Raw genomic sequence first — 17,817 nt, 5'->3', positions numbered from 1 at the left:
TATAAAAATGATGAACTATTTAATGTGGTAATAATGAATCAAGTTGTCAGAGTAGGCGTTGCAGTGATAGTAATGCATGATAATAAAATTTTACTCGGTGAGCGAATAGGCGCACATGGTGCAAATACCTGGGCAACCCCTGGGGGGCATTTAGAATTTGGTGAAACGGTTGAGCAATGTGCAGTGCGCGAAGTAGCAGAAGAGACAGGGCTTACTGTTACTAATATTCGTAAACTCGATTTTACCAACGATATTTTTAGCGCCGAGAACAAGCACTATATTACTTTATATGTACGGGCAAAGTATGAAGGTGGCGAGCCTGTGAATAAAGAGCCTAACAAATGTTTACAGTGGCGTTGGTGCGATATTAATAACTTACCTTCACCTTTATTTACTTCATTGAAAAATTACTTAACGCAAGGCGTTTTACCTACTCAAGACTAAAGGCGCGTTGGAATAGGGAGCTGCCATTTATTTAAAATTTGTTGGTATTCACCGCTTTCTTTTATCGCGTTTAATCTATCAGTAATAATTTTCGCTGTTTGCGGGTTAAGCTGCTTACTTGCTGCAAAGTGAAGAGAAGAAGGTAACCGGGTTTGCGTGACAGACCGCACTATAAAAAACCAATACAAAAACAGTTAACATCATACGCAAACGCATAAATAATTGTCTTTAAAGCAATACATGAGGCTAGTGTAAATAAAATCAATAAAAAGGTACACGTTAAATGTGTGTTTTAGGTAATCAAATTGTTTAATTATTGTTTTTTATAAATTGACGAGGTGAGCATTGATACCAGCGCTTAAAGGCGCGATTAAAAGAGCTTTGATCATTAAACCCCAACATAGTTGCAATACTGCTTAGCGAATAATGAGGAATATATGTTAACAAACGGCGTTTTTGCTCTTGCTCAAGAAGCGCGGCAAAATTGGTGTTTTCTTGCTTTAGATGACGTTGCACTGTGCGCGGGGTCATATTTAAAGCACTAGCCGTTCTGATCAGTGAGCAGTCCTGCAAATCGTATTTAGCCATTAAAATATGATTAATTTTTTCTGTTAATAATTGCTGACTTTTAAACTGGGATAGCTGTTGCTCTGACATTTGCTTTAGCACAGCGTTAATCTGGGAGTTATCGGTTTTAAAAGGAAGGGTTAAGTAACTACTTGGAAACTCTACTTGATTAAAGTTAGCGCCAGCTTTTACTGGGCAATTAAACCATTGCGCTAATTGTTGTAACTCACTGTCTGAAAAATGTGCTGTAAAATAAACGCAACTAGGCGAAAGCTGAGGATTAAGCAGTTGGCGTATAACACTTACCCACGCGGTCATATTTCGTAATACGGCCTGTGGACTGCACTGTGGGTCTGCTAACCAAGTTACCTTGCAAAGTGTTTGTTGCTGTTCAAACTCAGCACGCCCTATGTTAGCCACTAGGCTGTCGTAACTCAGTAGTGCAGTAATGGCACTGGCTAGATTAGTACTCGATTCAATTAAATACCCAAGTACACCAAAATCAGCGGTACGTATTTGTTTTCCTAATTCAAACCCGAATAAGGAGTCATTTAGCGTTTGCTGTGCATAACTAAGCAGCGCATTATAGCTTTTTAAGCTAATACGAGGCGCTAATTGTTGTGTTTGCTTATTTGTATATTCATCAAATTCAATGGCAGTTAGTATCTCTTGGCTATCTAATCCTGTGCTTTGAAGATAATCCAAACAGCTAGAAAAGTAATGATCGGCTAAGGTTTTCATTTGTCGCCTAAAGCTAAAAAATAGTCATCTAATCGCAAGTTTGCCATGCAATATTTTTATATGCTAGAGATCTATAAAAATAATATGGGGCACACAATGATTGAGATAAACGTTAAACATAGTGTGGCAGCAACACCTGAACAATTATGCATCTTATTATTAGCGCATGCTGATTTGGGGCGCTTTTTTAATGCGCAGTTTGAAGTGTTAACACCGCAAGACTCGGGTGAAATAAGTGGTGGAAAAGGCACTATTAGACAAATAAAAATGCAAGGTACAACATTTAAAGAGCAAATAATAACGGCCGATAATAGCCACATTAGTTACCGTATTTTAGGGGATAAACCCGTTGCACAGCACCGTGGTGATATTTACTTAAAAGCCAATAATGCTCAGCCATCACTCACCGAGATCAGCTACCATATTCGTTGCATTGCGCCTTTGTGGTTACCCAATTTTATACTGGCTTTTTTTATAAAAAAAGATGTTAGCCAAGCACTTAAAAAAATAGCCAGCTATTTTCAGGAGAAACATCATGAGCATTGAAATTATTTTATTGGCACTGAGCCCTATTTTTTTGCTGTTTGTAGGGGTTGAGTTTATAAAATTTAGACGTTACTACGATATAAAAGACAGCTTAGCCAACGCGTTACTTGCTTTATTACATCAAGGCGCTGATGCCATTGCGTTATTATTATTAATGCCGTTTTTTTATTGGTTGTATCAGTTTCGGCTATTTGATATTGAATTGACGCTATTTACTGTATTAGGCGCTTTTTTACTGCAAGACTTTTTATACTATTGGTTTCATCGTGCATCACATCATATTCATTGGTTATGGGCCGCTCATGTAGTGCATCATAGTTCTACTAAAATGAACTTTACCACGGCATTTAGGCAAAGTTTAATGTATCCGCTGGCGGGAATGTGGCTATTTTGGTTGCCGATGATATTAATAGGCTTTGAGCCTGTGATTGTTTTTGCGGTGGTGGCACTTAATTTGGCTTATCAATTTTTTGTACACACGCAAGTGGTAAAAAAGCTCGGTTGGTTTGAAGCATTATTTAATACCCCATCGCATCATCGGGTGCACCACGCTATAAATAATGGCTACTTAGATAAAAACTTCGCTGGCGTTTTAATTATTTGGGATAAATTATTTGGCACTTATGTAGAAGAGGATGAAAACAAGCCCTGTAAATACGGCATTATTGGTCAATTAAACAGTAATAACCCAATCAAAATCACCTTTCATCAGTGGCTGTATTTATTTAAAAGTACTTACCAAGCTAAAGGGTTAAAAGCCAAGTTAAACGTGTTGTTTGGCTACCCAACAAGCTCTCAAAGTAGTAATAAGTAAGCCTATTTTTATATAAAAAAAGCCAGGATCAAATAGCATCACTCCTGGCTTATCTCACAGTAAAATTTAGTTATTTGGCCGTTGTGATCACTGTATCAATTAAGTGTACAACGCCATTACTAGTGTAAATATCAGTGGTTGTTACATTGCTGCCAGCTACTTGTAGTGATGTAGCCGGTAAGCTTACTTGCCACCAAATATCGTTCACAGCTTGACCATTATTCTGACCAGCTGCCGTATCACCTGAGAAGGTATATAAAGGACGGCCAAGGTAAGCGACTTGCATGCTGCCATCTGAGCGAGCAATCAATGATAAACCCGGAATATTTTCGATAGACTCCGCAGTGCCTAACACGGGTGGCCACGTTGTTGCACAAGCTGCTTCACATACGCTCATTGCCTCACCTAAGTCGTTATCAAATACATACACGGTTTTACCAGGCATTGCATCGGCCATACCCGTTACTAAACGATTATTTGTTGCATCATAAGCTACGCTGTCTGTTGCTGTATTTTCGGTGCTGGTAAAATCTACCACGTTTACGCTTAGCATATTATCAGCAAGTGTAGTGACCATTTTACCATTGGCTGCAAATGCATCGGTACTTCCAACTTGAGCGCCTAATACATGTTGAGTCAAAACACCTGTTAGTGCAGCGGTGTCAGCCAATAAGGCATCTAAATCAGCGGAAGGGATTTTACTAAATGCCGCATTTGTTGGTGCAAATACAGTAAATGATTGATTGGTATCGTTAAACGTATCAACTAACCCTGCTGCTTGCAGTGCAGTTACTAATGTAGATAATGCAGGCGTTTCTGTGGCAACTGTTGCAATAGTTTTAGTCGGTGTGCCGACTTCAGCCGGTGGCATAATCACTTTATTTAATACATGAATAACGCCGTTGCTTGCGGTTACATTTGCCTCTGTGATTGCCGAATCATTGATAAATAGCGAGCTATTCACATAAGAAATAGCAGCCATGTCGCCATTGGCCATTTCTACTTTGTTACTATTGCTATTAGCAATGGCTACAGCGTCATCAGATAAAACAGTGGCGTCAGGGAATACATGGTAAAGCAAGATATCACGAAGTGTATCTGTATCAGCTAACAGCGCATTAATTGTATCCTGACCGAGCGCTGCAAATGCATCATCCGTAGGAGCAAATACACTAAAAGTGTTATCTGGATCAGCAACTAACGTATCTAAGCCTGTTGCCGTTAGTGCAGCAAGAAGCGTAGTAAAGTTACCATTAGCACTGGCTATATCAGCAATTGTTCCTGCGCTTTGCGGTAAGGTTACATCAGAAATAATAACCGAATCGATTACATGGATAACACCGTTAGAAGTCATAATATCTTTAACAATGATGTTTGCACCGCCAAACGACAACATATTTGTATCTGCGTTTATCGCAATTGGAAGTGTATTGCCTAATAGCGTTTCAGCTGATTGGCCGTTTAAAGACATTGCAGTGACTGAATCAACTGACCCAACAAGCACATGCTGCTTTAAAACATCCGCTAAAACGGTAGGGTTTGCCAGCAGTGTATTTAAAAAACCACTACCAATTGCTTCAAATGCAGCGTCGGTTGGAGCGAAAACGGTGAACTCTTTCGACGTATCCGCCAGTGCCGATGTTAAGCCTGCAGCGTCAAGTGCGGCAAGCAAAGTACTAAAGTCGCCTGCTTGTTGAGCTGTTTCAACAATATTGTTGGTTGGCGGTGTTTCTGACACTGTTTTGGGTGTAAGTACTGCGTCAATAACATGAATAATACCGTTGTCGGTTTTAATGTCGGTCATTGTTACCGTGCTGGTATTAACTAATAAGCTTTCACCATTTAAAGACAGTGCAATACTTTGTCCGTTTACCGTTTCAACGGTTGACCCAGCCGAACCAATTGCTGCTTGCGCATCTACTCTGCCAGAGATCACATGGTAAGTTAAAATTGAGCTTAAAGTATCAGGATCAGCTAATAAATTATTGATAGTTTCTTCACCTAATAACGCAAATGCATCATCAGTAGGAGCAAAAACGGTATAGCTGTTAGTTAAATCGTCTAGTGTTTCATCTAGACCTGTTGCTTCTAAAGCTGCAACAAGGGTAGTGAATTCTCCAGAGTCCTGTGCGGCATCTAAAACAGAAACGGCTGGTTGTGGATCTACAGTGACAGGGGCGTTGTTATCATCGTCGCTACTACAACCTTGAATGAGTAACAAGGGAAGTATGATAGCACCGAGCTTAAATACTTTATTCATAATTTTTCCTTTAATTGAATGTTACAGTGTTACAGCTTTGTGAACTCTACGTAGCCAAGCTCTGTATTGATCAAAAAAAGGAGCGTTATTTTTGTACGATTTAATAGGTGTAAGATTTAATTGAACTTTTATTCAAGCAAGTCTTAAATTTTAGTTTTTTTACTGCGAGGCGCACCCAGTAAAATAAAAAGGTGGCAAATACACACCGATAAAAATGCACTAATTCCCAAAGCGCCACCAAAGCCATCAAGAATGGGAACCAAATAGGCAAAAAACAATGAAAATATAATTGCTGAACTGGCAAGCGTATAAACACCAAAGCGGTGAGGGGCGCTCATGCCAATAAAGGTGCCGCCAAAAAAGACGATACTATAGAGTTCTGCGTTGAGGCTCAGCTGTGCAAAAATCAAATAGGCAATAATTGAGAGTGCAGCTGAGGCTCTTATAGCATCAAAGCGGTTATGCTTTGCTAAATAAAAGGTAAAAAAAGCACCAGCCAAGGCTAATACTGGGTATGTAATAGTCATATCAGCAATCCTTTAGCTAAAACAAACAGGGCTACACTGGCAAATGCAATACTGCCTAATCGTCCGCCAAATCCTGCAAATACATTAAGTGTTAGTGTATATAAAACAGCGCCAATGGCAGAAATAATAGCGATTTCCCAATAGTTGCTAATTAAGCTGGTGGAACACATACCGGCAAAACTACCTGCATAAATGGAGGCATAAGGGTGGTTTTGATAACGTGCAGGAAACGGAATAAATGAACCGATAAGGCCTGTTAAAGCAGCAGACACAACAATAGGTAATGCCAATGTGGTATGCATTATAAAGCACGACAAGCAGCCTATAAAAAAGGTGATGAATTTTAAAAGTATGAATTTAGTCATAAGGCGCACATCATAAAGGTTCAGTTTTAGCTTTAATAGTTAAAATCGACAATTTAAGACTAAAAGCGATATATGTCTCCCAAAAGAGCAAATAACCGTGGCTTTAAATTAAATGTACGCAATGAATGACTAAAAATAATGCCGTTAATGTTCTATAAATTACAAATTATGTATAATGCAGCATATTTCATATATTAAAAGTTATAACCTAAGGTAATTTATGTCTAACTGTTTGCATTTGGCTATTCCAGCTGGTGATCTTGAAAAAGCGAAAGCGTTTTATTGTGACGTGCTTGGTTGTAAAACGGGTAATAGTGAAGCTGGGCGATGGGTAGACATTGATTTTTGGGGTAACGAGTTAACGCTTCATCAAAGCACAGAGCGCTTACCAACAGTGCGTCATGATGTTGATATGGGCGCAGTAGCTGTACCGCATTTTGGTATTCACTTATCTGAAGATGAATTTCAGGCGTTAAAAACTCGGATTGCGGCTGCTGGCCTTGAATATTTAGATAAGCCTTACCGCCGTTTTGTAGGTGATGAATTTGAGCAAGAAACGTTTTTTATTGAAGATCCAAATGGTAACGTTTTAGAAATGAAAACTATGGTAAACCCAGAAGTCTTATTCAAAAAAGACGAGTAATGATTATGCGCCTAAACGATTACTTTAGGCGTTTTCTCTAGGGTCTGTTGACCTTTGCGGATTAAAATTTGTTCAAGCTAGGGGCGGTTTAATCGCGGCGCGAGGTTTGTAACCTAGTGGGCTAAGTAAAAACCAAGCAAAGCTTCCGCGTCCTGCTCACGCCCCTTACCTACATCCATGTAGGCAACAAAGAGTAAATCGCCCCTAGGCAGAACCCTTCGGGCAGCGCCTGTCTGGCATTGATGCTGCGTTATCGCCTATTTATGGGGAATAACCACACCACATAGGCTCTGCCTTGCCTAAATACCAAACAGACTGCTGCAAATTTAACCTTGAAAGATCAACAGACCCTAGTGTAGGTTTGCTTAGCCTGCGCTTTTCGTAATGACTTTTTTTGATACATTGCTTCATCACCGGCTTTTAAAACCTCATCTAAATTTTTAGGCGCTTCGCTATAGTTTATTTGTCCTACGCTTGCGTAAATAGCGATGGTGTTGCCTTGGTGTTCTAAGCTAAGCGCATTTAATTTTTGTTCAAGGGTCGCAACTCGCTGGTTAATTTTATCTTTGCTGGTAAATAATGCCATAGCCACAAACTCATCTCCGCCTAAGCGGCCAACTGCGTCTTCACTGCGCATATGCTGACTAATTGACTCTGCCACCGTGCAAAGTACTTTATCGCCAACATCATGGCCGTAGGTATCATTTATTGCTTTAAATCGGTCTAAATCGATATATAAAAAACACAATACGCCACCACGTTGAGCGTGTTTTTTTAATAACTCATTGGCTTTTAAACTCCAGCCTCGGCGGTTATAAATATGACAAAGATGATCGTAATTAGCGTGCTGTTCAGCCTGTTTTTTAGCATAACTGAGTCGTTGAATTCGCCTACCAACTGCAATAGCAAGAAGCAGAGATTCAATCGTAAAAGCAATCACAAACCCATAACGCTGTATAAAAGGACTGTATTCGGTTAGTAACACTCTAAATATCATGCTGATAAATACACAGCTTAAGGCAATAAATACCAAGCTGGCTTCGTTAACGCCTTGTTTAGCTTGCACAGCTGAGAGTATAAAAATGGTCATCACAATCAGTAGTGACAAATAGCCAGTAACGATTGTGGTGATATTAGTAATAGCGGGTAAATCTAAAGCTATTTTTTGTAAGCACAAAGTCAGTACACATAACGCGGTAATTTTTAATGCATAACTTAATTTGCGCCAATACTCAGGTAGCTCTAATAGTGCGCTCATAAACCAAGTAGCACTGACTATAGTTAAACCAATGCTTAATGTATAAAGGTGGCTGATATATGCAGAAAAGTAGCCATTGGTAAATAAATAGGGCTGGCCTTCTTGTAAAAAAATAAAGCTAACGATACAAAAAAGATAGATGCTATACAGTTTAAAAATAGCGTCTTTAATGCCATAACCTATTATTAAAGCATAAAAAATAAGCGTTGCGCATAATCCATAAAACACCCCAAATATTAAATTGTACAATTGCACCTTTTCAATAAATTGCTGTGAGTCTAGCCAAGTAAACCGGGGGTTATAGCTGGCAGTAGTGGTTAAAGTTAGCTCTGCATTAAAGCTGCCTTGTTCCATTAAAATAGCCATTTGATTTGTTTTTAAAGGGGCTTTTAATTGGTTATTTTGTTGCCACGAAAAACGTTCAAGTGCAGGGCGAGTAAACGTAAAAACACCGCTTTGGTTTAGCGTACATATCAACTCAAATTGGTTAATGCCTTTTTCTAGTTTTATGTCTGCAGCAATACCTTGCGATAAGGGAATGGACACACTGTTTGTGATAGATTTTAAATTGCAGCTATCTTTTGCAATAGCTGTATTGCAGATAAGAAAAATAAAAAATAAAGCACCGCAAAGTTTAATACATAAGGAGGTGGTTGTATGTAAGTGCTTCCTTATTGTTACGGTGTTATTGAGCATAGTAGGGTTATAAAAATGGCAGTTACCCTATATTAACAAAGCGTGTTATCTTTGCTAGTAAAAGTTAATAATAAAGTTTGATATAGCGCATGAATGGGTAAATCTTATTTTTATAACTGTATTTCACTCGGAGTTTTATTAAAGTGGCGTTTAAACTCACGGCTAAACTGTGATGCACTGGTGTAACCTACCTTAAAAGCAGCTTCATTTGCTTTGCTGCCCGCTGTGGTAATTAACTCTTTTGCTTTAGCTAAACGTACTTTTTTTAAGTATTGTAAGGGAGATTCAAACGTTACCTGTCTAAATGCACGATGAAAAGAGGATACGCTCATATTTACCTCTTCTGCTAAACTTTCAACAGTAATAGGGTTTGCATAGTCCTGATGCATCGTTGCTAGTGTGCGAGCTATACGCGCATAATGGCCATCATGCATAGCTAGGCCTATTAAAGTATTCCCTTGGGGGCCGCAAAGGACACGATACACTAGCTCTTTTACTATATCTTCGCCGAATATCTCAGCCTCAAGTGGATTATTTAAAACCGTTAGTAACCTACATGTTACCTGCTCCATTGCGCAGTTTAGCTTTGCTGATTGTACTGCGCCAATGTTCGCGCTGGAGACAGATAAAGGCTGGTGCTGCATCATCTGATTAACCAGTTTGTGCAACATGACAGGATTTATATCTATAGCTATGCCCATAACCGGTAAGTCATTATCGGTAAACGCTTCACACTCTAATGGGACCGGTACACCTAGTACCAAGTAATCACCTTCGCCGTATTTTATTTGATGTTCTGGGAAATGAATTATTTTATGGCCTTGGCCAACCACGATTATGCCTGAATTATAAATAAGCGGCTGGCGCGGTGAACTTTTGGTAGCGCGATGAAAATACACCCCTGGAATAATTGTTTCCATGGTGCCCTCAAAGCTTAGTAAATTATTGTGCTCGGCGTATTGTTGCAACATTTTGGCTATGATGGGCATAAAAGTATCTGTAATTAAAATATTTTGCGTAAAATAACAGCGCTGGTAGTTTTAGGCAAGCTTTAGGCAGTTATTGGGCTTTTTATATATTAACTTTGCTACTAATATGCATCCATCAAAGCTTTACTTGATATGTGACTAAGTAAAGCATCATGAAATTAACCGTCACCTAGGAGCAAAATAATGAAATTTAGCTACGTAAATCCCACTCTCATCCAATTTGGCCAACAGCAAATTGCCGCACTTAGCGACTTGATCGCAAAAGATCAAAAAGTATTGGTTGTTTATGGCGGCGGCTCAATTAAAAAGAACGGCGTGTATGACCAAGTTGCTGCTGCACTTGAAGGTTTTGATTGGGTCGAATTCTCGGGTGTGGGTGCTAACCCAACAATTGAAGTACTTGACCAAGCGGTTAAAATTTGTAAAGAACAAGATATCGACTTTGTATTAGGTGTCGGCGGCGGCTCTGTAATAGACGGCGTTAAATACATTGCGGCTTCTGCAGTATACGACGGCGAAGGTTGGGACATTCCTACTGGTAAGCATACAATTACCAGCGCATTACCAATTGGTGCCGTATTAACGCTACCAGCTACAGGTTCTGAATCTAACCAAAACTCAGTGGTAAGCAAAGAAGCGACTAAGCAAAAATTGCCGTTTGCTTCACCAGAAGTACTGCCTAAATTTGCGATTATGGATCCTGATGTAATGAAAACATTACCACAGCGCCAGCTTGTAAATGGCTTAGTTGATGCGTGGGTGCATACTTGTGAGCAATACCTTACGTTCCCTGAAGGCGCATTGGTACAAGAAGGATACGCAGAGGCACTGTTAAAAACGCTCAAAACACTGGGCGATAACTTTGAAAACCAAGACGATGCATGGCGTGCAAACCTTATGTGGGCAGCTAACCAAGCACTTAATGGCTTAATTGGTTCTGGCGTATCGCAAGATTGGGCAACCCACATGATTGGCCATGAGCTTACTGCTGCCTATGGTGTTGACCATGCGCGTTCGCTTGCTATTGTTCAGCCTTCGTTATTGCGCAATCAATTTGCAGTTAAAAAAGCGAAACTAGAGCAAATGGGTAAAAACGTATTTGGCCTTGAGCAAACAGACGATTTAGCGGAGCAAACAATTCAAGCGATTGAAGCGTTTTACCACAGCCTTGAGGTTGCAACACAGCTAACTGAACATGGTGATGATAAAGCGGCTGCCATTGATAATATTATTGGCAAACTAGAAGCACATGGCATGGTTGCCCTTGGTGAAAACCAAGCGATTACGCTAAAAGAAAGCCGTGAAATTTTAGAACACGCGGTTGCTTAAGCGTTAATCTTAAAAAACCACTGGCTATTAAAGCCGGTGGTTTTTTGTTTTATAGTTAACCTCAGTAAACGCAATTGGCGCCATTAATTGATAAAAAGCCCTTTATTGTCGTTTGCCGCTAATATACTATGTGGCTTCAATTGGTTAGGTTTATTTAAGTCAATTTTAGGCTGAGAAGATAGCTAAATTATGCGCTCAAATCGTTTGTTAATGGTCATGTTACTCGTGCTTGTGCACAGCTTTATAAGTTGTGATGGCGCTGCATACCATTTACAAGAAGACGTTGAGCATGTAAGTAACGCATTATCACAAAACACTATAACCGCTGATAATGACCAAGGACAAAGCGATAATCAGCCACCGGCTGAGATTCATGCACACCAACATTGTCACTGTGGCTATTACAGCACACTTAGTCACGCTATTATTCCTCAACAAAGTAAACCCTCAGTACTTGTGTATTACCATGGTTTAAATTATCCACCTGATGTACCCCCACCGAATTCATTTAGCTAGTTTTTAATTTAATTTCAATTAATTATTGTGCTTTTAGCTGCCTGCGCGTAAGCGTTCTATGGGCTGTTATAGGCATGTTTAAATTGCTAACTATTTTACACTGTCGCTATTTTTAGCGTAGGTTGTGAATGGTTTGCAAGTGAACTCTGTTTATTAAAAAACGGACAAGCTATATGAATAAAAAACCAATTATGCTGGTGGTGATGCTGTGTGCGCTACCTGCTTTTAGTGCGTTTGCAAATGTTAAAACGTTAACCCTAAAACAAGCGTTGATAAATACCGAGCAACAAAATCCGCTATTAAAACGCTATCCTTATCATCAAAAAATACTCAGCGCGCTTAAATCTCAAGCGGCGCTTTCGCCTAACCCTGTAATAAATGTAGAAGCCGAAAACCTCTTAGGAACAAACGATGCGCGTGGTGTGCAAGGGGCTGAAATAACCTTGGCATTTAGCCAGCTTATAGAGCTTGGAGATAAACGCCAAAGCCGCATAAATTACGCAACGGCGAACATTAAAGCCCAAGCAATACAATATCAAAATACTCGGTTAGCTTTATTAGCAACCACTGGTGAGCGATATTACGAGGCGCTTAAATTTCAAACCTTACTTACGCTTAACAGCGAACGACAACACGTGGTGAGCCAAGCTCTTAAAGCAATAAAGCAACGGGCTAACGCTGGCGCTGTATCGCAAGCCGATGTAACCCGTATGCGTTATGCGCTTAGCCAAGTAGAGCTTGATAAAGCTAAGCTAAATAGCGAATTTGAGCGAGCGCGTTTATCGCTCAATGAGTTGTGGAATGAGCAACATGACTACACGAATTTCGCAGGGAATATGGCTACTTTAATACCGCTTAAATCTGAGCAAGCGTTACTCAATGCAGTTAACCAAGCGCCTGAGTTTGCTATGTTGCAGCAACAATATTTGCAGCAAGCGGCCAACTTAACGCTGCAAAAAGCTAACGGGCAAAGCGATATTAATGTAGGTGCAGGCCTGCGCTTCAATCTATAAAGCGATACCAGTTCGTTACTGTTTTCGTTTTCTATGCCGCTGCAATTGAGTAACTCAAATAGCGGTAATATTGAAGCGGCTAACAGTCAGTTGGCACTGCTAAGCAAGCAGCAAGAGCAATTACGGGTTCAGTTACGCCAACAAGTTCGTACCTTGTACGCCTATTACCAAGGCAAAACGTTACAGGCGCAGTTGTTATCAGGGCAGGTTATTCCACAAGCCCAAACACTCATTGAGCAAAGTTTAAAAAGCTATCAACGCGGACAAATTTCGGTGTTGCAATTGCTCGATGCCCAACAAGCTCTATTTGACTCTAAACGCGCACTTATCAATACCTATGCAGTACTATATCAAACGCACCTTACTCTTGAGCGTTTAACTGGCCAATCTTTAATTGAGACTTTTCAACCATGAACAACACGTTTATCGCATTATTAGTATCACTTTCGTTTACAACGAGCCTTATAAGCACACATGCATTTGCCTCAGCAGAGCATGACCAAACAGAGCAAACCCAAAAACAAGGTCCACACGGCGGCTTTTTATTAACCAACGAAAAGCTCACTCTTGAGTTAAAGCTGCAAGAATTGGCAGGTAAAGTTGAGCTGCGCGTATATGGTTATGAGCAAAATCAGCCGGTAGATATCAACGATTTAAGCATCGAAATGAACTTAAAACGATTAGTAGAAGCGCCGCAAAAAATACAATTTACGCGTGAGAATGAGTACCTTGTTAGCACGCAACCCATAAATGAGCCACATTCGTTTGCGCTTTTCATTACTGCCAATTATAAAGGTGAACACGTTAGTTTTGAGTACACCCAACACGAAGGCCGCACTATGCTTAGTGAGCGAGTAGTTAAAGGTGCGGGTATTGAAACGCAGATAGCAAAAAGCGGCGAGGTTGATATTTCTGACACGCTGTTTGGTGTTATTGCACCGACACAGCACGGCACAGTAGAAGTGATGGCGCCATATACCGGATTGATCAGCGATATTTTTGTCAGCATTGGTCAAAAGGTTCAAAAAGGTGAGGTACTGGCCAGTGTCACCAACCGTGAAACATTGCAAAACTACAGTATTAAAAGCCCCATTAGCGGTGTTGTAACCGAGCAATATTTAAAGCGTGGCGAACTGGCAAGTACTCGCGCGCTTATGCAAGTCGTGAACCTTGATAAAGTATGGGTTGAGCTCTCTGCCTTTCCTGAAAATATTGAAAACCTAGCCATTGGTCAAAGTGCCACGGTGTACGATTTACATCATCATTTAAATGCCCAAGGTAAGGTGTTTTTTATAGCGCCTATGATGACCGGCGGGCACATTGCACGTGCTCGTATTGAGCTTAATAACCCTGATGGTCATTGGCGTCCAGGTATGCATGTTAATAGTGATGTCAGTATCGATAAGGTTAATGCTAACGTGCGTGTAAAGCCTGAGGCTATTCAAGAGTTTAATGGTATGGCGAGTGTGTTTGTGCGTAAAAATAGTGTGTTTGAAGTACGCCCTGTTACTTTAGGCGCAAAAAGTAGCGAGTGGGTTGAAGTGATCGCGGGTTTAAGCCCAGGTAGCGAGTACGTCACAACCAATAGCTATGTGATCAAAGCCGATATTTTAAAAAGCGGCGCAAGTCACGCTCACTAGGAGGTACCATGATTAACTGGATTGTTTCTTTTGCGGTTAAACGCCGCATGATGGTACTGGCACTGACATTTTTATTTGCTGGGTTTGGTGTGTATAACATCCAAAACTTAGCGGTAGATGCTGTCCCCGATATTACCAACGTGCAAGTGCAAATTAATACTAAAGCGCCTGGTTTTACGCCGCTTGAAGTTGAGCAGCGTATCACTTACTTAGTCGAAACAGCGATGGCGGGTATTCCTAAGCTTGATTATACCCGTTCGCTTTCTCGCTATGGGCTTTCTCAAGTAACCATTATTTTTGATGAAGGCACCGATATTTATTGGGCACGTCAACAAATTGGTGAGCGTATTCAAAGTATTCGCGCCGATTTACCTAATAATGTTGAGCCAAACCTTGGACCTATTGCCAGTGGTTTAGGTGAAATATTTACCTATAGCGTGCATGCAAAACCCGATGCGTTAAAAAGTGATGGTACGGCGTATAACGCCGAAGACTTACGTACTTTGCAAGACTGGGTTATTCGTCCGCAGCTTTTAAAAGTAAAAGGCGTAACCGAAATAAACAGCCAAGGTGGCTTTGAGCGCCAGTACCAAGTTGCGCCCATGCCAGAAAAGCTCATCGCTTATAAGCTAACAATCAACGATGTTATTAGTGCACTTGAGCTTAATAACAGCAATCGCGGAGCCGGTTATATAGAGCGCTTTGACGGCCAATATTTAGTGCGCTCGCCTGGGCAATTAAAAACATTAGCCGATATAGCAAACACCGTTATCGCCAAGCGTGATGATGCTCCTGTGCGAATTAAAGACGTGGCAAATGTGTATTTAGGAAAAGAGCTCAGAACCGGCGCGGCTACCTATAATGGCGAAGAAACCGTACTAGGCACGGCAATGATGCTAATAGGTGAAAACAGCCGTGTGGTCGCCAAAGCCATGGCTGATAAGTTGATAGAGGTACAAAAAAGCTTACCTGCAGGGGTTATCGTTGAGCCTGTCTATGACCGTACCAACCTGGTTGATAAAACCATTGCCACAGTTCAAAAAAATCTGTTTGAAGGGGCGGTATTAGTTATCGTCATTTTACTGTTATTGCTCGGGAACATCACTGGTGCGCTTATTACCGCCATGGTTATTCCGCTGAGTATGCTATTTGCTATTACAGGCATGGTGGGCAATCGAGTCTCGGGTAACTTAATGAGCTTAGGTGCAATCGATTTTGGATTAATTGTTGATGGCGCGGTGATTGTGGTTGAAAACTGCCTTCGTCAATTAGGGATGGCTCAACATAAACATGGTCGCTTACTTACGCTCAGTGAGCGTTTAGAGGTTGTCACTTCAGCCACCAAAGAAGTGTTTAGCCCCGCCGTATTTGGTATTTTAATTATTATGTTGGTGTATTTACCGCTATTTGCGCTCAGTGGTGTTGAGGGCAAAATGTTTCAGCCTATGGCGTTTACTGTTATTGCTGCGTTAATAGGTGCACTTATTTTTGCTGTTACCTTTGTGCCGGCGGCAATTGCCGTATTTGTGCGTGGTAAAGTAGATGAAAGCGAAAATGCAGTAATGCGTGGTGTTAAAAAAATCTACAAGCCACTGCTTAACTTATCGCTTAAATTACCGTGGGTGATGGTGAGCATTGCCACGGTTTTAGTACTAGTACTTGGCTTTAAAGTTAAAAATATGGGCGCCGAATTTTTACCCCAGCTAGATGAAGGTGATATTGCAATGCATGCGCTGCGTATTACTGGCACCGGTATTGAACAATCGGTGCAAATGCAAAAGCAGTTGGAGCAGGCTTTATTAGAGCAACCTGAAATTACAAACGTATTTTCAAAGATTGGCACCGCGGATGTAGCCAGCGATCCTATGCCACCTAATGTTGCCGACACTTTTTTAATGTTAAAGCCGCGTGAGCAATGGCCAGATCCGTCACTAAGTAAAGACGCGTTAGTGCAGCAAATTCGTCATCGTGTGAATGAGGTACCGGGTAATAACTATGAATTTACCCAGCCTATAGAAATGCGCTTTAACGAGTTAATTGCCGGTGTGCGTGCCGATGTAGCGCTGCGTATTTACGGTGACGATTTAGCCACACTTAAACAGTTTGGCGAAAAAGCCACTGGTTTAATGCGAAATATTACCGGTGCTACTGATGTACGTTTAGAGCAAATGGAGGGCTTGCCTACACTTTCTGTTACCCCAATGCGAGACCATATGGCGCTACTAGGATTGACTGTAAACGACATTCAACAAACTCTTGCCGCTGCTGTTGGTGGGGTGCAAACAGGGCTAATTTATGAGGGTGATAAGCGCTTTTCGTTATTAGTACGCTTAGATAAGCGTTGGTCTGATGATGTCTCTGTGCTTGCGCGTTTACCTATTGCATTACCTCAAAGTAGTAACCCTGAGCTTGCATTTGTACCGCTTGGAGAAGTGGCTACAATCAGTATTGAAAAAGGCCCTAATCAAATAAATCGCGAAAGCGGCAAGCGCAATGTGGTAGTAACAGCGAATGTAACAGGACGCGATTTAGCCAGCTTTGTAAGAGATGCCCAAGCGACTATGAACGCACAACTTAACCTACCCAGCGGTTATTGGCTTGAATACGGCGGTACGTTTGAGCAATTACAATCGGCGAGTAAGCGTTTGTCGTTGGTAGTGCCTGTGACTTTATTGCTTATTTTTGGCTTACTTTATAGTGCTTTTGGATCGCTGCGTGATTCACTTATTATATTCAGTGGTGTACCACTGGCACTGACCGGTGGGGTATTGGCATTATTGCTACGAGATATGCCGCTTTCTATTTCAGCGGGTGTGGGGTTTATTGCGCTAAGTGGGGTTGCGGTATTAAACGGTGTAGTGATGTTGTCGTTCATTAAGCAATTACGAAATGAGGGGTTAAGCTTATATTATGCAATACATAGCGGGGCACTACAGCGATTACGCCCAGTGCTAATGACCGCGCTTGTGGCTAGTTTAGGCTTTATACCTATGGCGCTAAATACCGGTACCGGCGCTGAAATACAACGGCCTTTGGCAACCGTGGTGGTAGGTGGAATTATGTCATCCACTTTGCTCACATTGTTAATTTTACCAGCACTTTATAAATTAGTGCATGCAAAATTTAAAAAGCAGCAAACAGCCTAAATTAGGTAATAACGTAAAAAGCAGCTGAAGTGTCAGCTGCTTTTTTGTTAAGTAAGGAGTTGCTTAGTTATATTGAAATAGGCTATCCCAGCGCTCATCTAATATGGCTTTTGCGCGCTCTAGATTTACCGCGTTATATAGGGTGTTTGTGCAAGTTACTAAATGCATACGTTCAAGCTTTTCAAGCGCGTCGCTAATTTCAAAATCTAGCTCGCATTGGTACTTGCTTTTAAACCACGTCTCTATCTGCTCATCAAGTGCGTGAGCACTTAAGCCATTTTTAGATTTTAGTAAAAACGTGTAGGCCAGTAGGGCTTCTTTTA

15 protein-coding genes and 2 pseudogenes are annotated in these 17,817 nt (G+C 40.9%); 9 read left to right on the top strand and 8 right to left on the bottom strand.

Annotated elements, in window-relative coordinates:
- Positions 1-33 precede the first annotated feature (33 nt).
- Positions 34-444 carry a nucleotide triphosphate diphosphatase NUDT15 gene (locus ACTRWE_RS13410; RefSeq protein WP_008111418.1) on the top strand — a complete coding sequence of 137 codons (411 nt, stop codon included), beginning with the start codon at positions 34-36 and terminating at the stop codon, positions 442-444.
- On the opposite strand, the gene ACTRWE_RS13405 is transcribed toward ACTRWE_RS13410, so the two are convergent.
- Entirely contained in the window at positions 441-614 is a 174-nt protein-coding gene (locus ACTRWE_RS13405) for a hypothetical protein (protein WP_008111419.1), read from the bottom strand. The genes ACTRWE_RS13410 and ACTRWE_RS13405 overlap by 4 nt on opposite strands.
- Before the next feature lie 139 nt (positions 615-753).
- Positions 754-1,752, bottom strand: coding sequence for an AraC family transcriptional regulator (locus tag ACTRWE_RS13400; protein ID WP_013465771.1), 999 nt, complete (start codon positions 1,750-1,752; stop codon positions 754-756).
- 96 nt (positions 1,753-1,848) lie between these two features.
- On the opposite strand from ACTRWE_RS13400, the gene ACTRWE_RS13395 reads away from it, so the two are divergent.
- Positions 1,849-2,298: an SRPBCC family protein gene (locus tag ACTRWE_RS13395; protein WP_033102878.1), complete on the top strand. Its 450-nt coding sequence runs from the start codon at positions 1,849-1,851 to the stop codon at positions 2,296-2,298.
- Positions 2,288-3,112: a sterol desaturase family protein gene (locus ACTRWE_RS13390; RefSeq protein ID WP_033102877.1), complete on the top strand. Its 825-nt coding sequence runs from the start codon at positions 2,288-2,290 to the stop codon at positions 3,110-3,112. Before ACTRWE_RS13395 ends, ACTRWE_RS13390 begins: the two co-directional genes overlap by 11 nt.
- A gap of 70 nt (positions 3,113-3,182) precedes the next feature.
- Here ACTRWE_RS13390 and ACTRWE_RS13385 read toward each other — a convergent pair whose 3' ends face one another.
- The 3 genes from ACTRWE_RS13385 to ACTRWE_RS13375 form a co-directional block, all read right to left on the bottom strand.
- Complete coding sequence (locus ACTRWE_RS13385) at positions 3,183-5,372, bottom strand: fasciclin domain-containing protein (protein WP_076920737.1); 2,190 nt, start codon at positions 5,370-5,372, stop codon at positions 3,183-3,185.
- Positions 5,373-5,515: 143 nt separating this feature from the next.
- Positions 5,516-5,899, bottom strand: a complete 384-nt coding sequence (locus ACTRWE_RS13380) for a hypothetical protein (protein WP_008111424.1) — start codon at positions 5,897-5,899, stop codon at positions 5,516-5,518.
- Positions 5,896-6,201 (bottom strand): hypothetical protein, encoded by a 306-nt coding sequence (locus ACTRWE_RS13375; protein WP_008111425.1) that lies wholly within the window; start codon positions 6,199-6,201, stop codon positions 5,896-5,898. Before ACTRWE_RS13375 ends, ACTRWE_RS13380 begins: the two co-directional genes overlap by 4 nt.
- Before the next feature lie 283 nt (positions 6,202-6,484).
- On the opposite strand from ACTRWE_RS13375, the gene ACTRWE_RS13370 reads away from it, so the two are divergent.
- A complete protein-coding gene (locus ACTRWE_RS13370; protein ID WP_013465768.1) occupies positions 6,485-6,907 on the top strand; it encodes a VOC family protein in 423 nt (140 codons plus the stop codon).
- A gap of 340 nt (positions 6,908-7,247) precedes the next feature.
- Here ACTRWE_RS13370 and ACTRWE_RS13365 read toward each other — a convergent pair whose 3' ends face one another.
- Both ACTRWE_RS13365 and ACTRWE_RS13360 read right to left on the bottom strand, forming a co-directional pair.
- A complete protein-coding gene (locus tag ACTRWE_RS13365; protein WP_235420439.1) occupies positions 7,248-8,711 on the bottom strand; it encodes a sensor domain-containing diguanylate cyclase in 1,464 nt (487 codons plus the stop codon).
- Positions 8,712-8,971: 260 nt separating this feature from the next.
- On the bottom strand, positions 8,972-9,850 hold the full coding sequence (locus ACTRWE_RS13360) for an AraC family transcriptional regulator (protein WP_033102874.1): 879 nt from the start codon (positions 9,848-9,850) through the stop codon (positions 8,972-8,974).
- A 183-nt stretch (positions 9,851-10,033) separates the two neighbouring features.
- On the opposite strand from ACTRWE_RS13360, the gene ACTRWE_RS13355 reads away from it, so the two are divergent.
- From ACTRWE_RS13355 to ACTRWE_RS13335, 5 genes and pseudogenes are all read left to right on the top strand, one after another.
- Positions 10,034-11,179 (top strand): iron-containing alcohol dehydrogenase, encoded by a 1,146-nt coding sequence (locus ACTRWE_RS13355; protein WP_013465765.1) that lies wholly within the window; start codon positions 10,034-10,036, stop codon positions 11,177-11,179.
- Between the two features lie 189 nt (positions 11,180-11,368).
- The gene (locus ACTRWE_RS13350; protein ID WP_033102873.1) at positions 11,369-11,695 is read left to right on the top strand and encodes a hypothetical protein; all 327 of its coding nucleotides are present in this window, start codon (positions 11,369-11,371) and stop codon (positions 11,693-11,695) included.
- A gap of 173 nt (positions 11,696-11,868) precedes the next feature.
- Positions 11,869-13,122: pseudogene (locus tag ACTRWE_RS13345) on the top strand (TolC family protein).
- Positions 13,119-14,348: an efflux RND transporter periplasmic adaptor subunit gene (locus ACTRWE_RS13340; protein WP_024601307.1), complete on the top strand. Its 1,230-nt coding sequence runs from the start codon at positions 13,119-13,121 to the stop codon at positions 14,346-14,348. The pseudogene ACTRWE_RS13345 and the gene ACTRWE_RS13340 overlap by 4 nt, the downstream one beginning before the upstream one ends.
- Positions 14,349-14,356: 8 nt before the next feature.
- Complete coding sequence (locus ACTRWE_RS13335; RefSeq protein ID WP_024601306.1) at positions 14,357-17,494, top strand: efflux RND transporter permease subunit; 3,138 nt, start codon at positions 14,357-14,359, stop codon at positions 17,492-17,494.
- Positions 17,495-17,557: 63 nt separating this feature from the next.
- Here ACTRWE_RS13335 and ACTRWE_RS13330 read toward each other — a convergent pair.
- Positions 17,558-17,817: pseudogene (locus tag ACTRWE_RS13330) on the bottom strand (TMEM143 family protein); the annotation flags it as partial.

It is taken from the genome of Pseudoalteromonas sp. G5_S1_54_S4 (assembly GCF_054968565.1).
Note: the sequence above shows the minus strand (reverse complement) of the source record. Positions and strands in the feature narration are given on the sequence as shown.

Coding starts and splice junctions, on each gene's coding strand:
- ACTRWE_RS13410 (WP_008111418.1), top strand. CDS start 34: ATGAATCAAGTTGTCAGAGTAGGCGTTGCAGTGATAGTAATGCATGAT.
- ACTRWE_RS13400 (WP_013465771.1), bottom strand. CDS start 1,752: ATGAAAACCTTAGCCGATCATTACTTTTCTAGCTGTTTGGATTATCTT.
- ACTRWE_RS13395 (WP_033102878.1), top strand. CDS start 1,849: ATGATTGAGATAAACGTTAAACATAGTGTGGCAGCAACACCTGAACAA.
- ACTRWE_RS13390 (WP_033102877.1), top strand. CDS start 2,288: ATGAGCATTGAAATTATTTTATTGGCACTGAGCCCTATTTTTTTGCTG.
- ACTRWE_RS13385 (WP_076920737.1), bottom strand. CDS start 5,372: ATGAATAAAGTATTTAAGCTCGGTGCTATCATACTTCCCTTGTTACTC.
- ACTRWE_RS13380 (WP_008111424.1), bottom strand. CDS start 5,899: ATGACTATTACATACCCAGTATTAGCCTTGGCTGGTGCTTTTTTTACC.
- ACTRWE_RS13375 (WP_008111425.1), bottom strand. CDS start 6,201: ATGCATACCACATTGGCATTACCTATTGTTGTGTCTGCTGCTTTAACA.
- ACTRWE_RS13370 (WP_013465768.1), top strand. CDS start 6,485: ATGTCTAACTGTTTGCATTTGGCTATTCCAGCTGGTGATCTTGAAAAA.
- ACTRWE_RS13360 (WP_033102874.1), bottom strand. CDS start 9,850: ATGCCCATCATAGCCAAAATGTTGCAACAATACGCCGAGCACAATAAT.
- ACTRWE_RS13355 (WP_013465765.1), top strand. CDS start 10,034: ATGAAATTTAGCTACGTAAATCCCACTCTCATCCAATTTGGCCAACAG.
- ACTRWE_RS13350 (WP_033102873.1), top strand. CDS start 11,369: ATGCGCTCAAATCGTTTGTTAATGGTCATGTTACTCGTGCTTGTGCAC.
- ACTRWE_RS13340 (WP_024601307.1), top strand. CDS start 13,119: ATGAACAACACGTTTATCGCATTATTAGTATCACTTTCGTTTACAACG.
- ACTRWE_RS13335 (WP_024601306.1), top strand. CDS start 14,357: ATGATTAACTGGATTGTTTCTTTTGCGGTTAAACGCCGCATGATGGTA.